Genomic DNA, 16,537 nt, shown 5'->3' with positions numbered 1-16,537 from the left:
CAATAAAAAGAGAGGCTTTCAAGCCTCTCCTGTCATCGCGTTCCGGTTTCGAGCGTGGGGCGGTCAGGGTTTATTGGCGACCAGCAAGACCTGATCCGGGTAGGCGCCAATGGAGCGAAGACCGATATCTCCCGAGGTGATATCCAGATACGCCCGCTGACCATTGGCGGAGGTTACCGTGCTGCTCATCAGATAGACATAGCCCTCATTGACCTCTTTACCGCCCCCCGCCATGGCGCGCGGGAAAATGGCTTCATTGAGAGAGGGCTTGTAGCAGGCGTGCTCGACCAGGGTCGCCAGCTCCTTGATGTCGGGCAGGCGCCACTGGCTGATACCGCCGAAGTGATAGAGAGCATGGCTGCTGTCACTGCGGATCCGCTCCGCCACTTGCAGCCCCTGCTGCCAGTAGTAAACGGTCGGTTCCCCCAGGCAACTGCTGCCACTCCATGTCTGCCCCAGTTTGCAGCGCATCCAGGTGAGGCCGGTGTGTTGATCCGTGACGGTGCCGTTGCCATGGTCAAGAAAACGGGCAGAGGGGGCGGTGCGATCCATGGTGTCATCACAAATGGCAGCACCGTGGGCCAGGGGGGCCAGCAGTGCCAGCATGGCGAACGAAAAGCGATAAAGGCTCATGATATTCCTCGGATTATTGGGGAGTGGCGACCAGTCGTACTTGCATCAGCTCGATATAGGTATCTTGCTGCACCAGCGCGGGATAGGTGGTGCCCGCATCTTCTCCCAGGAGCAGGACTGTGCGTTTGCTGATGGGACCACCGGAGAAGCGCTGGGCGGTGTTGCTGGTGGCGCTCCAGTAGTAGCCATGGTAGGTGTCATCTTCCGAGGAGGCGATATCCGGGAAGTAACGGGTGTCCACGATGATGCGCTGACCCAGCGGGTCCTTGGCCAGGCTACCGTAGTGCATCAGTGACATCAGCTCACCCATGGTGGGCAGCCGCCACTGGCTGATGCCGCAGCGCTGCTCGCCATTGAGCCACTGCTGATACGCGCGGGTGGTCAGCATGGTGGTCAGCGCCTGTGCCCGGGCGAGGGCCGCCAGATCTCCTTCGGCGGTGAGCTGTTCGATCCTCTTATGAATATGCTGGTAGGCCTCTTGCTGCTCGCCTGCGGTCGCCTTGAACTGCTCATCCTCATAGGCAAAGGGTCTGCTTTTCCAGTCAGGACTCAAGGGATCATCCGATTTGACCTCCCACACCAGACCGGTATTGAGATCCTTGACGCACTGCCAGCTCGGCGCGTTGTCAGGGAGCGCCTGACCGCGATCATCTAGTTTGCGATAGGCAAGCTGGGGACGAGTGCGATTCCAGCTGGCATCTTGTCCCGGATAGTCGTCGGGCTCCTGTTCCAGCAGCGGATCGTTGCCATCGCTGAAGGTGGTGACGCCGGTGACGGTCAGCAGGTTGCGTGGCTGCTGCTGCACCAGCAGGGTCAGTAGCTCGCTTTGGGTCTCTTCGGCAAACTGGCCGTTACGCTGCCACTCCTGAGCCAATTGCGCCAGCATCAGGCTGATGGCGCGATAGCTGGTGGTGAGCAACTGGGTCTCCTTGGCGGTGGCAAGGCGTGTGCGGGCCTGTTGCTGCAAGCTGATCGCCACCTGCTGTAGCGCCTGATCAAACTGGCCGAGACCTGCGAGGGCCGCGCGGTCGCTGCCCGGTTGCAGCGGCGCGAGGTCGGCCAGCAGCTGCGTCAGTGCGCGATCGGCGGCCACCCCTTCGGCAATGCGGCTCTGCCACAGGGTACTGAGCAGGGTTGGTTGCAGCCGTTGTGGATCCCCTTTGGCGGCCGGATGTGCCAGCAGCAGCCCACCGCTCCTCGGTACGAACAGCAGGGGCGAGTTGACGATGTTGGCCGAACGGCTGACCAAGGCCACAACTCCTTCGCCGCTGACGGCAGGGTCGGCAGGATCACATTGCCAATTCTGATCCAGATCGGCGCACAGGGTACCGACAGTCGGCAGGACGACATCGACCCGGTAGTCCGGGATCGCCAGTGGTGCGTTATCTTCCCCGCCGCCACAGGCGCTGAGCAGGGCTGAGAGGGTTGCAATAACCAGTACGGATGGTTTCACTTCACATTCCTTGATTCGGTCACAGGTTCACGGGGGCGGTAACCCCCGTGGTGCAGGATTCAACGGCGCGGGGTGCTCCGGCGCCAGAGGCGGGGCCAGAGGGCCAGCAACAGCAGCAGGGGGGAAGTCGTGCCGCCACCCCCTTCATCCTGCTCAAGGGGAATGATGCCGGTGTTGGGCAGGGCTTCATCCTTGTCACAGCGGGCGCCGACTTGCTGGGCTACCCGCCAGTTGCGCAACTGACCGGTGTCACCGGCGCTGGTGTCGTTGATCTCCAGCAGCCAGCGGCCAGCGAGCGGTTCGCCGTGCAGCTTATCGAGTGATTCGAACGGTACCAGTTCACGGGGGAACTCCCCCTTGAGCCGGGTATGGCTGGCGTAACCCTTGTTCCACAGGCTGATCCGGGTGCCGTAAGGGGAGGTGAGCCAGATCTCCAGCTGCTCCAGCTTGCTGTGCTCCAGATCGAGGGCAACCACGAATCCGCTGTCGATGCGGGCCTTGCTCTCGGGCAGGGTGAGAGTGAAGCGGGACAGGCCGTGCCGCTCACCGCTCACCGCATCTTTGATCTGGCCACCCTGGCCGATGGCCCGCTGCCAGAGCGGTTCACCGATCGGCAGTTGCAGGTCAAGGCGGGTCTGGCGCTCGGTGGGGCTGGGCAGGGTGAGCTGGAACTGCAGCGGCAAGGTGACTGCCTCGCCACAGGTCAGGTTGCTCGCTGCTTCCAGCGGCAGGGTCCAGCGGGCGGTGCCATCGGCGTTGAGCTCTCCCTGCCAGTGACCGTCACCCATGAGTCCCTTGGTCGGGAGCAGGCTGGCGTCAGCCACGGTCAGGGGGCGGCCGCTCTGGTTGGTCAATTCGATGGCGAGGCTCTTTTTCTCCCCGGGCAACAGGTAGCTGTCATCGGCAAGGCGGGCCGCGATGGGCGTGGGCAGCAGGGCGTGGTGGCGGAAGGCCTGCTCCAGCAGCTTGCCATAACTGCGATCCGGATAGAGGCGGTTGGCGGTATCCACGGTGACCCGCGCCAGCTGGGGCATCCGCACCTGCGGGCCGAGGCCGAAGTGGGATTCAATCAGCAGGGTATCGAACTCGTCACGGGCTACCTCGCCATATTGTTCAACGGCCTGGCGCAGCGCGGTGAAGAGCGGGGTGCCCCACAGCTGGTCGCCGTTGCTGCCGTTGATGGTGAGGTGAGCCGGATAGAGGAAGCCCGGATGATAGCGCGCCCGCAGATCATCGAGCTGACGGGGCGTCCGGCCGCTGATCCTGGCATCCCAGTTGAAGACCATGAAAGGCTCGAACTGGCGAGCCTCTGGACTACGCTGGCGCCAGCTGGCGGCCAGATAGTCGCTAAAGCCCTCGCCGATGGCGCCCCAGTCACCCTCTTCTCCCATGTCGGGCAGGATATGGTGCTGCACCGCATGGCCAAACTCGTGCCAGATCACCATGGGATCTTCCGCATCGGGCACCCCTATCCGGCCAATTTCCAACCGGCGCAGGAAGGGGTCATAGAGGGAGTTGTCCTGCTCCCCGGCATCGGTATCGATGGCCAGGGGGCCGCCCATCAGCGTCGGGTAGCCAAGGGATTCCACATGGCGCTGGGCCAGATCCAGATGGTAGTAGCCATTGATATCGAGGAAGGCGGGCTGCTGATGATCCAACTGGAAGCCATCGGTATCAGGGCTGCTAAAGGGGGCAGTTTCCGGCGCCGTACCATCCACGACCCGGGCGCGTGGGCCACTCAGCTGGTAGGTGTCATCCACCTTTTGTACCGTGAGCGGGACGGTGTGATAGGCCCCGTTGTCCAGCACCAGATCGTGGCGCCACAGCAAATTGCCATCTTGCAGCTGAGTGCGTGGGTCGAGGGCAAAGATGCGGGCCTGCACCGTGGCCGCTTCCCCTGCCAGCGGGACCGCTTCGGCACGGGTGTTGGCCTCTTGCAGCGTGCGCCCCAGCAGGGCGCTGCCATCGCAGGTGACAAACAGTTGCCAGTGGCTGCTTTTGCTGTTGCCCGGCTGGCTTTCCACCGCCAGCAGACGCCAGGCCGCAGTCAGGGTGTCGCCATCCTGCCAGTACCAGGGCTGGGCTTCGTCACTGCCAGCGAATTGCCACACCGTACTATCCAGCGTGGCGGTATAGGCATCCACCCCGGCACGGCTTGCCTCATCACATGGCGCCGCCTGTGCCTGCATCAGCCGGGTATTGTGATAAAGACGCCACGGGCGACCCTGCTCATCGAGACTGACGGCGGCCATCAGGCCGGCGATCGGCGCGCCATTGAGCTGCTGGCGATAGTGCAGATAGTGGCCCAGCTTGCCTTGGCGCTGGTAGGCCGGGGCATTACTCAGGGTGATGCCGAGCTGCTGTTCGAGCCAGAGGCGGGTATCGGCCGGGGCGTCCTGTTCGACAAAACGCAGTTCGGCGGCCTGAGTGGAAAAGCCAGCCAGCCCCAGCAAGAGGGCGGGCAACAGGGGTTTCATAGTGGTACTCCCAATCAGCGGCAGGGTCATTGATTGATCCCCGCCAGATGCAACAAGAAGGCAAATTCACGAGCCCGATCGCCACCACCGGCGCGGTGGCCTCCCTCCAGTTCGGTCAGCAGCAGGTAGGGGCCGGAGCCCGTGCTGTGCTCCCGCAGGCGGGCCAGCCACTTGACCGGCTCCCAGTAGGGCACCTGGCTGTCGTGCAGGGCGGTAGTGACCAGCAGGGGCGGGTAGGGGGCGCGGTGCAGGTTGTCGTAGGGGCTGATGCGGCGCATCGCCTGATACTCTGCGGGCTTGGCCGGATTGCCCCACTCCTGGTACTCCTGACGGGTCAAGGGGAGGGCAGGATCGCTCATGGTGCCGAGCATATCGACGAAGGGGACCTGCAACACGGCGCCGCTAAAGAGTGTCGGTTGCTGGTTTAGGGCCGCAGCAACCAGCGTGCCCCCCGCGCTGCCCCCCATGGCAAACAGGGGCAGGGGAGCAGAGTCGGGCGACCAGTGGCGCAGGGCGTGACCGGCTGCGATAAAGTCGCTGATGCCGTTCTGCTTGTGGATGCCCCGTCCGTCGCGGGTCCACTGCTCCCCCAGCATGCCGCCGCCGCGCACATGGGCGATGGCGTAGACAAAGCCCCGATCCAGCAGGCTTAACAGCTCTTTCTGGTAGTAGGGGCGCATCGGCGTGCCATAGGCGCCATAGCCGTAGAGCAGTACGGCGCGAGGGGCCAGATCCTTGCGCCACACCAGCGAGACAGGCACCCGGGTGCCATCGTCGGAGGTGACCCAGCGCCGCTCGCTCTGATAGGGCAATGCTTTATTGCCTGCGGTGTGCTGGTCGTTGATCCAGTGGCCGCTGTTCAAATCCAGCCAGCGTTGGCCGGGGGGCTGGCTCAAGCCCTGACTGCGCACCAGAATGCGGTCGCTGGCCGGGTCATGTTCTCCTTGCAGCCAGCCGGTACCGGCGCCACTGGCCAGCGGCAGGCGCTGGCGTTCATGGCCGTTGCGGTCGAGCAGGGCGAGGCAATCCTCCCCCTGCTGGCGAAACTGCACCACCAGATGGCGATCAAACAGTCGCCACTTCTCGGGATCGCCGAGATCCTCCTCTTTGGCGGGCCACAGGCGCTGCCACTCACTGAGCGGCGTGCTGGCTGAGTAGAGGGCAAACGCCCCCTCCCGGTTGCTCTTGATCACCCAGCCGGATTGACTGTCCAGATAGTATTCCACCCCGCGCTGGCGGGGTTTGACCTGCTGCGGCTTGCCCGAGTCGAGCAGGTACTGCTCCGAACTGTCGTGGTTGTTGCCCTGCAACACCAGATGTTGGCCATCCGTGGTGCGATAGAGGCTGAGCAGCCAGGCGGGATCCTGCTCCTCATAGAGAGTCTGCTCCTGGCCATCCTGCCAGCCGCGCAGCTGCCAGGGGCGCAGGGTGTAGCGCTCGTTGGCGATGGTGTAGAGGGTGCGACCATCTTGTGACCAGGCGATATCAGCGCTGCGCTGTGCCAAACTGGCCAGCACCTTGCCGCTCTGGAGATCGAGCAGGGTGACCTGATAGTCGAGATCGCCGCGCCTGTCTTCGGCGATGGCCAGTGTGCGGTTATCCGGGCTCAGTGCCCAGCCGCCCGCTTCGTAATAGCCCTCACCCGCTCTGGCGGGAAGCCGCTGCTGCACCTTGCCCCCGTGGCGTTGCCAGAGTGAGCCATCCGGGCGCAGCTGCCATGCCTGATCGCCGCGGGCAAGCCAGTTGTCTGGCACGGGTTCCCCCGCCGGATTGCGGGCAAACTCGGCGCGCAAGGTTGCTTCCAGCGGCTGCTGCGCGGCGAGTTGCTGCTCGCTCCAGCGATTTTGCTGCTTGAGCAGGGCGAGTATGGCCGGGTTGCTGCGGCTCTCGTCCCGCAACCAGAAGTAGGGATCCTGGCGTACGGGACTGCCTGAAATCAGGTGTGGCTGGGACGGGATCGGCGGTGGCAGGGCCTCTTGCGCCCACGCCAACGGGGCGGCCAACAGGGCCGCCATGATTGCATGATGTTTCATCACATCCCCACGAAACGGTAGCTGAGGCTGGCTGACAGGTAGCGGCCGCTCTGGCTGTAGAGGGAGGTGTCGCTGCCAGCCGGAAGTCCGGCCACATCCTGATAGCGGACGTAGCGGGTATCGAGCAGGTTGCCGATGGTGGCATTGACCTTGAGCGCCTCGGTGATCTGCCAGTCGCCGGTGAGATCCAGGCTGAACCAGCCTGCGCTGCTCTGGCAGGCACCGTTGTAGCCAGTCTGCGCATTGGCGCACTGGGGCACCTTGGTCATGGCGGCGGCATAGTTGCCACTGAGCTCAACCCCCCAGTCGAGCTGTTGCCAGCGCAGGGTGGTGTTGCCTTCCAGCGGTGTCTGGGTGCGCAGCGGCTCACCGCGGTGATCCTTGCCATCCATCCAGGCCAGATTGGTCGAAAGCTCCCACTCGTCGCTAAGCCAGAGACTGGCGGCCAGCTCGGCGCCCCAGGTTTCTGCTTTGGCAACGTTGCGATATTGGCGCAGGAAGACACCGTCATCGAGGCGAAAACCGGTCTGGCGCCAATCGATGAAGTTGTAGTAGCGGTTGTAGAAAACGGCCGGTTTGACGCTCCAGTTGTCGCTTTGGCCATTCACTCCCCACTCCAGACTGTGGCTGGTCTCCTCCTTGAGGTTGGGGTTGGCAATGATCTCGAATGGCGGCATGGCAAAGTAGTGGGGAATGTTGCCGTAAACCTGATCGTAAGCGGGGGCACGGAAGCCGTTGGCATAGCTGAGCCAGCTGCGCCATGTTTCGTTGAAGCGGTAACTGGCCGCCACACTGGGGGAGAGGTGGTCGCTGTGGTTCTCGGCCAGATTACTGTCCAGTGCGCGCAGGCGCTGGCGGTCAAAGCGCAGGGTCGGGGTAAACTGCCAGTTGCCCAGATCGATCACATCGCTCAGCCAGATGCCATCGCGGCGGGTCTCGGCCTTGCTGAAGGGGGCTTTCTGTCCCTGGGTGGTGATGCCATCTTCCAGGGTCAGATTGCTGACCGGCCGCTCGTGGTTGGCCTGCTCCAGCTCCACACCGTAGCTGAAGGTGTGATCCAGCGAGCCGGTGCTCAGCTTGCTCTGCAACTCCAGCTCGCTGCCAAGGCGCAGCTCCTCGAATGTGGAGAGGGTGCGCTGGCTGCGATATCTGGGATAGCCGCTCAGGGCATCGTTGCGCAGCAGCTGGCGCTGGTTGGCCTCGTTGCGGGACTGATTGCCAAACAGGCTCCAGTTGAGGGTATCGACCATGCCCAGATCGCTGGCTTCCCAGCTGAACTTGCCGCCCTGGGTGCGCTGATCGCCATCTTCCTGAAAACCGACCACGTCCCAGCTGCCATCGGGTTGGGGCACCGCTTTGGGCCCCATCTGGCGTTTGGCGTGATCCTCGTAGTAGTCCAGCTCCAGCCGCAGAGCGTGATGGGTATTGAGGGGGAGGCGGCTGCTGGTGGAGGCACTCATGCCATCCAAATCAGCCGGAATGCGGTTCTCCTCAAAGTTGGCGGTTTCGTTGCCACGCCAGCCGGAGAGGCGCAACAGATGTTCGCTCTCCAGTGCCCGTACCGCGCCGGTCATGCTGAGCTTCTTCTTGTTGCTGTCGCCACCGTAGAGGGTCTTGGCCGCCAGATAGCTATCTTGCTGTTGCAGATAATCTTCTGGCTGCTTGGTATTCATCACCACGGTACCGCCGATGGCATCGGAGCCATGCAGGGAGGAGCCGGCCCCCTTGGCCACCTCAATCTGTTTGATGTCATCGAGATCGAAGTTGAAGCGACCCACCTTGTCATTGATGTTGTCGGCGCCAAAGCCGTCGCTGACGCGCACCCCATCCTTGATCAGCAGGATACGGTTGCCACCGATGCCGCGCACGCTGATGTTTTGCGGTCGCCCGGCAGAGCCGGTGACCGAGACACCGGGGATCTTGCGAAACACATGGGTCAGCTCGCTGGCGACCTGACGGTCCAGCTCTTCCTGAGTGATGACGGTGATGGAGCCGGAGACATCGGAGAGTTTCTGTTGTACCCGTTGCCCGGTGACAATGATGGTGTCGTCGCTGCGAGCCTTCTCCACAGGGGGAAGATCGGCCGCGCTAGCGGAGGCACACAGGAGTGCCGGCCATGCCTGAAGCAGTTTGTTCATAATGATAATTGTTTTTATTTAAGCCTGAGGGGCGGCATTATTGCAGAGGCCTGACCACTTGACAATAAATGGCAATCATTATCATTAAGATCTTATGGTGTTGATGTTATTGAGTTATTTGTTTTTAAAAAGAGGCTCCCGCGCGAAGCGGGAGCGGGGGGATCAGGGCTTGAGCAGTTGCAGCGACTCTTCTGCTGCCTTGCCTTGAGAGAGGGTGATATCGACCCGGCGGTTCGCCTGGCGATGTTCGGGGGTGTCATTGGCAAAGCGGGGTTGAGTGTCGGCAACCCCCTGAGCGATGACTCGTCTGGCATCCAGCTGGGGGTTGGTCAGCATGGTTTGCACGATGGAAGAGGCCCGCAGCACCGAGAGCTCCCAGTTATTGCGATAAAGCTCCACCGGCGCCTGGGAGTTGTCGGTATGACCGGTGACCACTACCTGCCCCGGGATATTGGCCAGAATGCCTGCGATCTTGTTGACCAGCGGGATGAACTGGGGCTGCAGGAACGCCGAATCGGCGGGAAACAGCGCCTTCTCGCCGATGCGGATCACCAGCTGACTGCCAAGCTGCTCGACCTCCAGATCCTTCGATTCAATCTGGGCCTTTAGCTGCTGCTCCAGCTTCTGCTTGGTCACCTGCACCCACTCCTGCTCCTGGGTCTTGTGGGGCCAGGCTTCGGTGGCGCTCGGTTTTTCCGAGGCACCTATGGTCTCGTTGAAGGGGTCCGATGCCGCCATGGGGGCATCTTTCTCCAGCACAGTCTCCTCTTTCGGGCTGCTCGGCGTAGTTTTTGATTCTGGCTCGAGAATCCCTGTGCCCCCCTGCATCAAGGGGGAGCCGGCAGGCGGGGAGATGAGGCCGATTTTACCCAGCGACTCGATAAAGCCCTGGATAAGTACCCGGGTTTCGGACTGCTTGGCCATGGCAAAGGAGTAGAGCACCACAAACAGGGCGAACAGCAGGGTCATGAAGTCGGCATAGGAGACCAGCCAGCGTTCATGGTTCTCCGGTGCTTCAGCCTTTTTCTTTTTGGCCACCGTGACCTCCCAGATAAGGTTCGAGGGTAACTTGCAGGCGCGCTTGGGATTCGCCATCCACGATGCAGAGGATGCCGGTCAGGGTCATCTCCTTGTAGTGGCGGATCTGGTGGGCAAACCCTTTGTAGCGGTTGCCGAACGGCAAGAAGATCAGGTTGGCGGCGGATACCCCATAGATGGTGGCGATAAAGGCCACCGCGATGGCGCCGCCCAGCTTGTCGGGGGCATCCAGCAGACCCATGGCGTGGATCAGGCCAAATACCGCCCCGACGATCCCCATGGTCGGGCAGTAGCCGCCCATGGCTTCATAGAATTTGACCGTCTGTTCGAGATCTTCCTGCTCGAACTCGATCTCGTTCTCCAGCACCTCGTGGATTTTGGCCTTCTCGTAGCCATCGACCATCATCTGCACCCCTTTCTTCAGGAAGGGATCCTTGATCTCCTCGATCATCCCTTCCAGCGCCAGCATACCGCTGCGGCGGGCGTTGCCTGCCAGGGTCTCCAGCAACTGTGCCTGCTCCAGCAGGTCGAGTTTGAGGGGGGAGAGCAGCCATTTGAAACGCCTCATGGTGCTGCCGACAACGGAGAAGGGGAACTGGGTCAGCGCAGCACCTATGGTGCCACCTATCACGATAAGAAATGCGGGCAGATCGAGCAGTGCACTGGGATGACCACCCTCGATCATGTTGCCGCCAAGGATGGCGATCAACGCCAGTACCAAGCCAATCAAGCTCATCTTTTACACGTCCCTGCATGTTGATAATGGCTAGTGTAGCTACTTAAGTATCAGTTTTTCAAAATGAAATCCAATCGCTGAGCAATTAATGGGCGCTGGGTAACGTCCATAAAAGAAGGCGTGTTGCGGCCATAAGATGGCATTGCAATCATCTTGTTGCTCCTGTTGTGACAGGAAGGAGCGCTTGTTGGGTGGGGCAATCACAAAAGCAAGGTAGGGGGCGGGAGCTGGTAATACGAAAAGCGGTGATGTTCCATCAGGGCTTTGCAAACTTGGGGGGAGCGCGTGGATGATCCGCCACTGCGTGGCTCTGGCTCACTTGTCGGCATAGGTGTTTGCGTTTGCCGGAAAGCAAAAAACCGACCCTGAGGTCGGTTTTTTTAGATTTGGCGGTGAGGGAGGGATTCGAACCCTCGATACGTTGCCGTATACACACTTTCCAGGCGTGCTCCTTCAGCCACTCGGACACCTCACCAAATTTTCGTTCGCTGCGCTGTTGCGCTGGAACGGGGCGTAATTTAGGGGAAAGGGCTGTGTGGGTCAACCTCTTTTCCCCTTATTTTTCATAATCTTTTCCGAATGCCTAACCCTTGCGCAGAATGCCGGTTTTTTAAACCGGATCAGGGCTTGTCGAGGATGATCAGACTGTCCGGCAGCTCGTTTTGATCCCGGGTGGCCGGGAAGGCGTCGGTCAGAATGGCGCTAACGCGCTCTACGCACTCCAGAAAACCCTGTTCGATCTCCTTGTTGCGCACTCGTGCCACGAAGTCGTCGATGATCTCCTGCCACTGGCCGTTGTCGATATGCTGGGCGATGCCGTCATCCACCAGTATTTCTACATAGTGCTCGGCGGCCGAGACGAAGATCAGCACCCCGAGCCGGTCGCGGGTGCGGTGCAGCCCCTGCTCGACAAATTGCAGGCGGGCCATCAGGGCCGCCCGGTGCTGGCGAACCTTCTTCGGGATGAGCCGCATCTTGATGGGGGTCCAGTGGAACAGCAGGCTCAGCAGCAGCCAGACCGACCACTGTACCAGCAGGATTTCGTACCAGCCGAGCCAGAAGCCGAGCTGGAACACCAGCAGCGGGGTGAGCATCGCCAGCAGCGCCGCCCAGAGGGTGGGAATGTAGCGATAGCCATCGCTGGCCGGGGCCAGTACGGTGACCAGTTCAGCATCAGTCTCTAGCTCCGCTTCGCGCACCTTGGCTTGAAGCGTGTGGAAGAACTGTTTAGAAATCATGATTTGTCTCTTTACTCCTGTTACCAGCCACCGGAGGCTCCGCCGCCGCCAAAACTGCCGCCGCCACCGCTGAATCCGCCGCCGGAGCGACCACCAAAGGAGCCGGCACCCAATCCACCAGCCATGTAGGTCGACCGACGTCGTCCTCCCGGCCCACCGCCACCACCCCCGCGCAGGTTGTGGAGCACGATCATTGCAATCACCACCAGAATAAACAGCCAGGGGCCGCCACCGTTGTCACTCTTTGGCTGCTCGACCGGCTGATATTCCCCGGCGAGTGCCTTCATGATGCTCTGGCTGCCCGCCATGATCCCGGCCACCATATCGCCGCGCTTGAAGGCGGGCAGGATGCGGCCATGGATGATGTTGGCGGCGATGGCGTCGGGCAGGGCGCCTTCCAGCCCATATCCCACCTCGATCCGCACCTTGCGCTCATCCTGGGCGATCAGCAACAACACGCCATTGTTTTTGCCTTTCTGGCCGATCCCCCAGTGGCGACCGAGCTGGTAGCCGTACTCCTCGATAGTCTCCCCATCGAGGCTATCGACAGAGACCACCACCAGCTGGATGCCGCTGCGCTTTTCAAAGGCGGCCAGCTGTTGGGTCAGTTGATGGGCCTGTTTGCGGGACATCAGACTGGCTTCATCCACCACCCGTCCGCTCAGCGTCGGGAAGTCCGGTGCCGCTTGCAGGGCACTGGCCCAGAGCAGCAGACAGGGAAGAAACCAGCGCAGCATCATCTTCATTGGAAGCTGACCTTGGGCGCCTCATCGGCACCGGGTTTGGCACTGAAACTGGGTTTGGCTTCCAGATCCGAGTAGAGCAACTTGGACCAGATGACGCCGGGGAAGGTGCGGATCTCGGTATTGAACTGGCGCACCGCCTCGATATAGTCGCGGCGAGCCACCGAGATGCGGTTCTCGGTTCCTTCCAGTTGGGCCTGCAGGGCAAGGAACTGCTGATCCGCTTTCAGCTCGGGGTAGCGCTCTACCACCACCATCAGGCGAGAGAGGGCGCTGGAGAGCTGGTTCTGCGCCGCTTCAAACTCCTTGAGCTGGGCAGGATCGCTCACCTGCACGCTGCCGACCCGGGCACGGGCATCGGTGACCGCTTTGAGGGTCTCCTGCTCATGGCTGGCGTAGCCCTTGACGGTTGCCACCAGATTGGGAATGAGATCGGCGCGGCGCTGATATTGGTTCTCAACCTGTCCCCAGCTCGCCTTGACCTGCTCATCCAGGGTCGGAATATTGTTCATGCCGCAGCCGGTCAGGCTGAGCAGCAGGGTCAGGGTCAACAGGCTCTGCGTGGTTCTGCGCCAGAGTGATGTGGCCATCTTGTTGTTCTCCTTTGGTATTTCGAGTCGATAGTGCGCCATGGATGGTGTACGACCAAGCGTGCACCACCATACCAGCTTGGGGTCAGTTGCCACAACGCGCAGGTAGCTCAGGTCGCTTGTTGATGCCGGAGACCTTGGGCAACTGGGGCTTGTCTTTGAGCCAGGATGCCAGCTCTTCCCCACAGCCATTGCCGGGCGGAATGGGGGCCTGAGGTTCGCAATCGGGGCTGCCTACCGGGCAGCGTAGCCGTAAGTGGAAGTGGCTGAAGTGGCCCACCCAGGGGCGCAGCTTGGCGACCCAGGGCTCGTCACCAGCCTGCTGGCAGACCGCGGATTTGATCACCGGATTGACGAAGATGCGGGCCACCTCGGGCTTGCTGGCCGCCAGCCGCAGCAGGGTGAGCTGCTGGGGGCCAAAGCGACCCGGCAACATCTTGTAGCTGGGTTCGTCGATCAGCGCCCACTCCTTGGGGGCATCCTGCTCCCATTTGCTGATGGGGCGGTTGGCCATACGAAACCAGATATCGGCATCAAGTCCGGTCTGATGGCTGCGATGGCCAGAGGTAAAGGGGCCACCCCGGGCCATCGCCAGATCGGCGATATAGAGATCCGGCAGCCCGGCCATGCGGGTCTGGTTGGCCAGCGCTTGCAGATAGTGGATGAGGTCGGGGTGGCCGTAGTAGCGCAGCCGCTTGGTGCGGATCACCTGATAACCCGGCCCTTCAAGGGGTAGGGATACGCCGTTTTTCAGGCAACCGGCGGCATAACCACCGATGGCTTCCGCTTGCAATACAGTCGCCAGCAACAGGGACGTCAGCATGTGCGTGCTCCTTGTCTTGCTTCGAGTCGGCTCAGCAATACGAACAGACTCAAACATATAAATAAATAGGCCGCGGCCACCAGCAGCCAGATCTCGTAGACCAGTCCGCTGGAGTTGGCCATCTCGGTGCCGACGAAGGTGAGCTCCTGCACCGAGATAAGGGAAACAATGGCGGTATCCTTCACCAGCGCAATGAGCTGGCCGGTGAGGGGGGGGAGCATCAGCAGCATGGCCTGCGGCAGGATCACATGGCGCAGCCGCACCCAGGGAGAGAGCCCGAGGCTCTGCGCCGCCTCCCACTGGCCACGGGGGATGGCGGCCAGCCCGGCGCGGACGATCTCGGCGACGAAGGCTGCGCTGATCATGCCAACGCAGAGGGTGCCTGAGATGAGGTTCTCCCAGCGGGCAGGTGGGCCAAACAGCGCCTCTTGCCACGGGGAGAGCGATACGGTGCCGAGCCAGCGGGAGAGGCCGCTCGCAGGCAGCAGCTGGTTGGCGATAAAGAAGTAGAAGATGAAGATAAAGACCAGCGGTGGCAGATTGCGGATCAGCTGGATAAACAGGGTCGCGGGCATCACCAGCCAGGGGCGGCGGCTGAAGGCGGCTACCCCCAGCGCAGTGCCGAGCAGCAGCGCCAGCACCATGCCGAGCAGGGCGATGCGCAAGGTGGTGAGCAGACCGCTGAAAAAGTAGGGCAACTCGCCGTGAGGGCCAGGGGTGAACAGCAGATCGAAGGCCTCATGCCAGCGCCATTGATAGGCTACCCCGATGTGCAAGCGGCTGGCCAGCCAGAGGCCAGCCAGCAGCAGGATCAGGACGATCGCCCCATCCAGCCAGTTGATGTTCCGACATGCCCCACGGACGATGCGCCGTATGGTCTCTTTTAGAGCAATCAGCATCAGGGGTTGGCGACCTGCGCTTCCCAGGCCAGCGACTTGAACCAGTAGTCATGGCGCGCCTTGAGCCAGCCATCGGCCTGACGGGCGGCGATCCACTCGTTGAACTGCTCAGCCAGGGCATCATCCCCCTTGCGCAGGGCAAAGCCTTCATCGCCTTGTGCCAACGGCTCGGCAAACGGCATAAAGAGGGCATCCGGGTGGCGCAGCGCCTCTTGCTCGGGTTTCGGGGAAGAGGAGAGGGCGCCGTGGGCGCGGCCGTTCAACACCTCCTGAAATACCTGTGACTCGTCATCAAACTGGCGCAGGGTGGCCTTGGGAAAGTGTTCTTTTGCCACCTGTACCGGTGAGGCGCCACGACGTACCGCCAGGATCACCCCGCGCTGGTTGAAGTCCGCCACGGTTTTCTTCTCTTTGGCCATGGTGCTGGAGGCGGCCAGCTGCACCCCCGAATGGGAGTAGGCCTGGGTGAAGCGCACGCTCTTCTCCCGCTCGGGGGTGATGGTGAGGCCGCCGATGATAACGTCATACTTTTTCGCCAGCAGGGAGGGGATGATGCCATCCCAGGCGGTGGGGACGAATTCTACCTGCCAGCCGTTATCTGTGGCGAGGCGACGGGCCACGTCAATCTCGAAACCGATTAGCGCCCCTTGCTTGTCGCGCATCGCCCAGGGGGCGAAGGTGGACATGCCGACCCGCAGGGTACCGCTCTGCTCGATCTGCGCCTGGGTGTCGGAGGGGGCGGTTTGCGCCAGTGCCGGAGTGAGCAAGCTTGTCAGCAGCAGGGCTGCGCCCGACAGGGTGGTCTTGAATGACAGATTCATGGTTAGCGTCCTTGTTGATCCGGATTCAGGTGACGGGCCAGCGCCCGCGAACAGGCTGACAGCGTCAGGGTTAACAGCAAATAGAGGGTAGCTACGGTAAACCACACCTCAAAGGTCAGAAACGTATCGGCAACCAGAGTACGCCCTTCGTTGGTCAGATCGAAGATGGCGATCACACTCACCAGCGCCGAATGTTTGATAAGGGAGACCAGCTCGTTGGTGAGTGGCGGCAAGGTGATGCGCACCAGCTGGGGCAGGATCACCTTGCGCAGGGTGATGGCCCGTGACAAGCCAAGCGACTGGGCTGCCTCCCACTGTCCTTTGGGAATGGCCTGTACACCTGCACGCAGCACCTCGGCGGTGAAGGCCCCCTGATAGAGGGAGAGGCTCAACACGGCGCAGGCAAGGGGGGCCAATCCCAGCATGGGGCCCAGCAAGAAATAGAGAATATAGAGCTGCACCAACTGGGGCGTGGTGCGCACCAGCGCCAGATAGGCGATGGCGAGCCAGGGGCCGAGCCTGGAGGGAAGCAGCCGCAGGCTAACCACGCACACACCGACAGCCATCGTGCCCAACAGACTGAGCAGCGCCACCTGCAAAGTGACCAGCAGGCCGTTTAGCAAGGGGCCGGCATAAAAGGTTCCCTCATCCCATTCGCCGAGAAAGGGCAACACCCGCGGCCACTGCCACTCATAGCCCATCTGGCGAGCGCCGCTATAGAGCGCCCAGCCCAGTAGCGCAGAGAGCATCACAGTGCCTGACAACCAGCCAAGCAGGCGGGGACGATTGAGCCTAGCCATGATAGCTGAGCACCTGTTCGAGGAAGGCCCGGGTGCGCGGGTGCCGGGGGGCGTTGAACAGCTGGGCGGGCGGGGCAGACTCGATAATCTTCCCTTCATCCATAAAGAGCACCCG

At 61.9% G+C, this 16,537-nt stretch carries 14 protein-coding genes, 1 tRNA gene and 1 pseudogene; all 16 read right to left on the bottom strand.

What is annotated here, in order from left to right:
- Positions 1-63: 63 nt before the first annotated feature.
- Positions 64-633, bottom strand: a complete 570-nt coding sequence (locus BN1139_RS09495) for an Lcl C-terminal domain-containing protein (protein ID WP_005351118.1) — start codon at positions 631-633, stop codon at positions 64-66.
- 13 nt (positions 634-646) lie between these two features.
- Positions 647-2,086: an Lcl C-terminal domain-containing protein gene (locus tag BN1139_RS09490; RefSeq protein WP_005351120.1), complete on the bottom strand. Its 1,440-nt coding sequence runs from the start codon at positions 2,084-2,086 to the stop codon at positions 647-649.
- A gap of 59 nt (positions 2,087-2,145) precedes the next feature.
- Entirely contained in the window at positions 2,146-4,593 is a 2,448-nt protein-coding gene (locus BN1139_RS09485; protein WP_005351122.1) for a proprotein convertase P-domain-containing protein, read from the bottom strand.
- Complete coding sequence (locus BN1139_RS09480) at positions 4,590-6,596, bottom strand: prolyl oligopeptidase family serine peptidase (protein ID WP_005351124.1); 2,007 nt, start codon at positions 6,594-6,596, stop codon at positions 4,590-4,592. The genes BN1139_RS09485 and BN1139_RS09480 overlap by 4 nt, the downstream gene beginning before the upstream one ends.
- On the bottom strand, positions 6,596-8,734 hold the full coding sequence (locus tag BN1139_RS09475; RefSeq protein WP_005351125.1) for a TonB-dependent hemoglobin/transferrin/lactoferrin family receptor: 2,139 nt from the start codon (positions 8,732-8,734) through the stop codon (positions 6,596-6,598). Before BN1139_RS09475 ends, BN1139_RS09480 begins: the two co-directional genes overlap by 1 nt.
- A gap of 162 nt (positions 8,735-8,896) precedes the next feature.
- On the bottom strand, positions 8,897-9,772 hold the full coding sequence (locus BN1139_RS09470; protein WP_005351126.1) for a flagellar motor protein MotB: 876 nt from the start codon (positions 9,770-9,772) through the stop codon (positions 8,897-8,899).
- On the bottom strand, positions 9,750-10,508 hold the full coding sequence (locus BN1139_RS09465; protein ID WP_005351127.1) for a flagellar motor protein: 759 nt from the start codon (positions 10,506-10,508) through the stop codon (positions 9,750-9,752). The genes BN1139_RS09470 and BN1139_RS09465 overlap by 23 nt, the downstream gene beginning before the upstream one ends.
- 387 nt (positions 10,509-10,895) lie before the next feature.
- A tRNA-Ser gene (locus BN1139_RS09460) sits at positions 10,896-10,983 on the bottom strand.
- Positions 10,984-11,128: 145 nt separating this feature from the next.
- Positions 11,129-11,746, bottom strand: a complete 618-nt coding sequence (locus BN1139_RS09455) for a TPM domain-containing protein (protein WP_005337196.1) — start codon at positions 11,744-11,746, stop codon at positions 11,129-11,131.
- Positions 11,747-11,766: 20 nt separating this feature from the next.
- Positions 11,767-12,492 carry a TPM domain-containing protein gene (locus BN1139_RS09450; protein ID WP_005351128.1) on the bottom strand — a complete coding sequence of 242 codons (726 nt, stop codon included), beginning with the start codon at positions 12,490-12,492 and terminating at the stop codon, positions 11,767-11,769.
- Positions 12,489-13,079, bottom strand: coding sequence for a LemA family protein (locus BN1139_RS09445; protein ID WP_005351129.1), 591 nt, complete (start codon positions 13,077-13,079; stop codon positions 12,489-12,491). Before BN1139_RS09445 ends, BN1139_RS09450 begins: the two co-directional genes overlap by 4 nt.
- Before the next feature lie 85 nt (positions 13,080-13,164).
- Positions 13,165-13,902 carry a penicillin-insensitive murein endopeptidase gene (gene mepA / locus BN1139_RS09440; protein ID WP_005351130.1) on the bottom strand — a complete coding sequence of 246 codons (738 nt, stop codon included), beginning with the start codon at positions 13,900-13,902 and terminating at the stop codon, positions 13,165-13,167.
- Positions 13,896-14,801, bottom strand: coding sequence for an amino acid ABC transporter permease (locus tag BN1139_RS09435; protein WP_005351132.1), 906 nt, complete (start codon positions 14,799-14,801; stop codon positions 13,896-13,898). The genes mepA and BN1139_RS09435 overlap by 7 nt, the downstream gene beginning before the upstream one ends.
- Positions 14,801-15,622: a transporter substrate-binding domain-containing protein gene (locus tag BN1139_RS09430; protein ID WP_005351133.1), complete on the bottom strand. Its 822-nt coding sequence runs from the start codon at positions 15,620-15,622 to the stop codon at positions 14,801-14,803. Before BN1139_RS09430 ends, BN1139_RS09435 begins: the two co-directional genes overlap by 1 nt.
- A gap of 2 nt (positions 15,623-15,624) precedes the next feature.
- The gene (locus BN1139_RS09425; protein ID WP_005351134.1) at positions 15,625-16,422 is read right to left on the bottom strand and encodes an amino acid ABC transporter permease; all 798 of its coding nucleotides are present in this window, start codon (positions 16,420-16,422) and stop codon (positions 15,625-15,627) included.
- Positions 16,415-16,537, bottom strand: a pseudogene (gene glnQ, locus BN1139_RS21905) (glutamine ABC transporter ATP-binding protein GlnQ); the annotation flags it as partial. The gene BN1139_RS09425 and the pseudogene glnQ, both read right to left, overlap by 8 nt.

Origin of the sequence: Aeromonas veronii bv. veronii (genome assembly GCF_000820225.1) — a bacterium.
In the GTDB taxonomy this organism is placed as follows: domain Bacteria; phylum Pseudomonadota; class Gammaproteobacteria; order Enterobacterales; family Aeromonadaceae; genus Aeromonas; species Aeromonas veronii.
Note: the sequence above shows the minus strand (reverse complement) of the source record. Positions and strands in the feature narration are given on the sequence as shown.

Bases quoted from the DNA above. Each gene is read 5' to 3' on its own strand.
- BN1139_RS09455 (WP_005337196.1), bottom strand. From the start codon at position 11,746: ATGATTTCTAAACAGTTCTTCCACACGCTTCAAGCCAAGGTGCGCGAA.
- BN1139_RS09480 (WP_005351124.1), bottom strand. From the start codon at position 6,596: ATGAAACATCATGCAATCATGGCGGCCCTGTTGGCCGCCCCGTTGGCG.
- BN1139_RS09425 (WP_005351134.1), bottom strand. From the start codon at position 16,422: ATGGCTAGGCTCAATCGTCCCCGCCTGCTTGGCTGGTTGTCAGGCACT.
- BN1139_RS09445 (WP_005351129.1), bottom strand. From the start codon at position 13,079: ATGGCCACATCACTCTGGCGCAGAACCACGCAGAGCCTGTTGACCCTG.
- mepA (WP_005351130.1), bottom strand. From the start codon at position 13,902: ATGCTGACGTCCCTGTTGCTGGCGACTGTATTGCAAGCGGAAGCCATC.
- BN1139_RS09495 (WP_005351118.1), bottom strand. From the start codon at position 633: ATGAGCCTTTATCGCTTTTCGTTCGCCATGCTGGCACTGCTGGCCCCC.
- BN1139_RS09485 (WP_005351122.1), bottom strand. From the start codon at position 4,593: ATGACCCTGCCGCTGATTGGGAGTACCACTATGAAACCCCTGTTGCCC.
- BN1139_RS09430 (WP_005351133.1), bottom strand. From the start codon at position 15,622: ATGAATCTGTCATTCAAGACCACCCTGTCGGGCGCAGCCCTGCTGCTG.
- BN1139_RS09465 (WP_005351127.1), bottom strand. From the start codon at position 10,508: ATGAGCTTGATTGGCTTGGTACTGGCGTTGATCGCCATCCTTGGCGGC.
- BN1139_RS09475 (WP_005351125.1), bottom strand. From the start codon at position 8,734: ATGAACAAACTGCTTCAGGCATGGCCGGCACTCCTGTGTGCCTCCGCT.
- BN1139_RS09450 (WP_005351128.1), bottom strand. From the start codon at position 12,492: ATGAAGATGATGCTGCGCTGGTTTCTTCCCTGTCTGCTGCTCTGGGCC.
- BN1139_RS09435 (WP_005351132.1), bottom strand. From the start codon at position 14,801: ATGCTGATTGCTCTAAAAGAGACCATACGGCGCATCGTCCGTGGGGCA.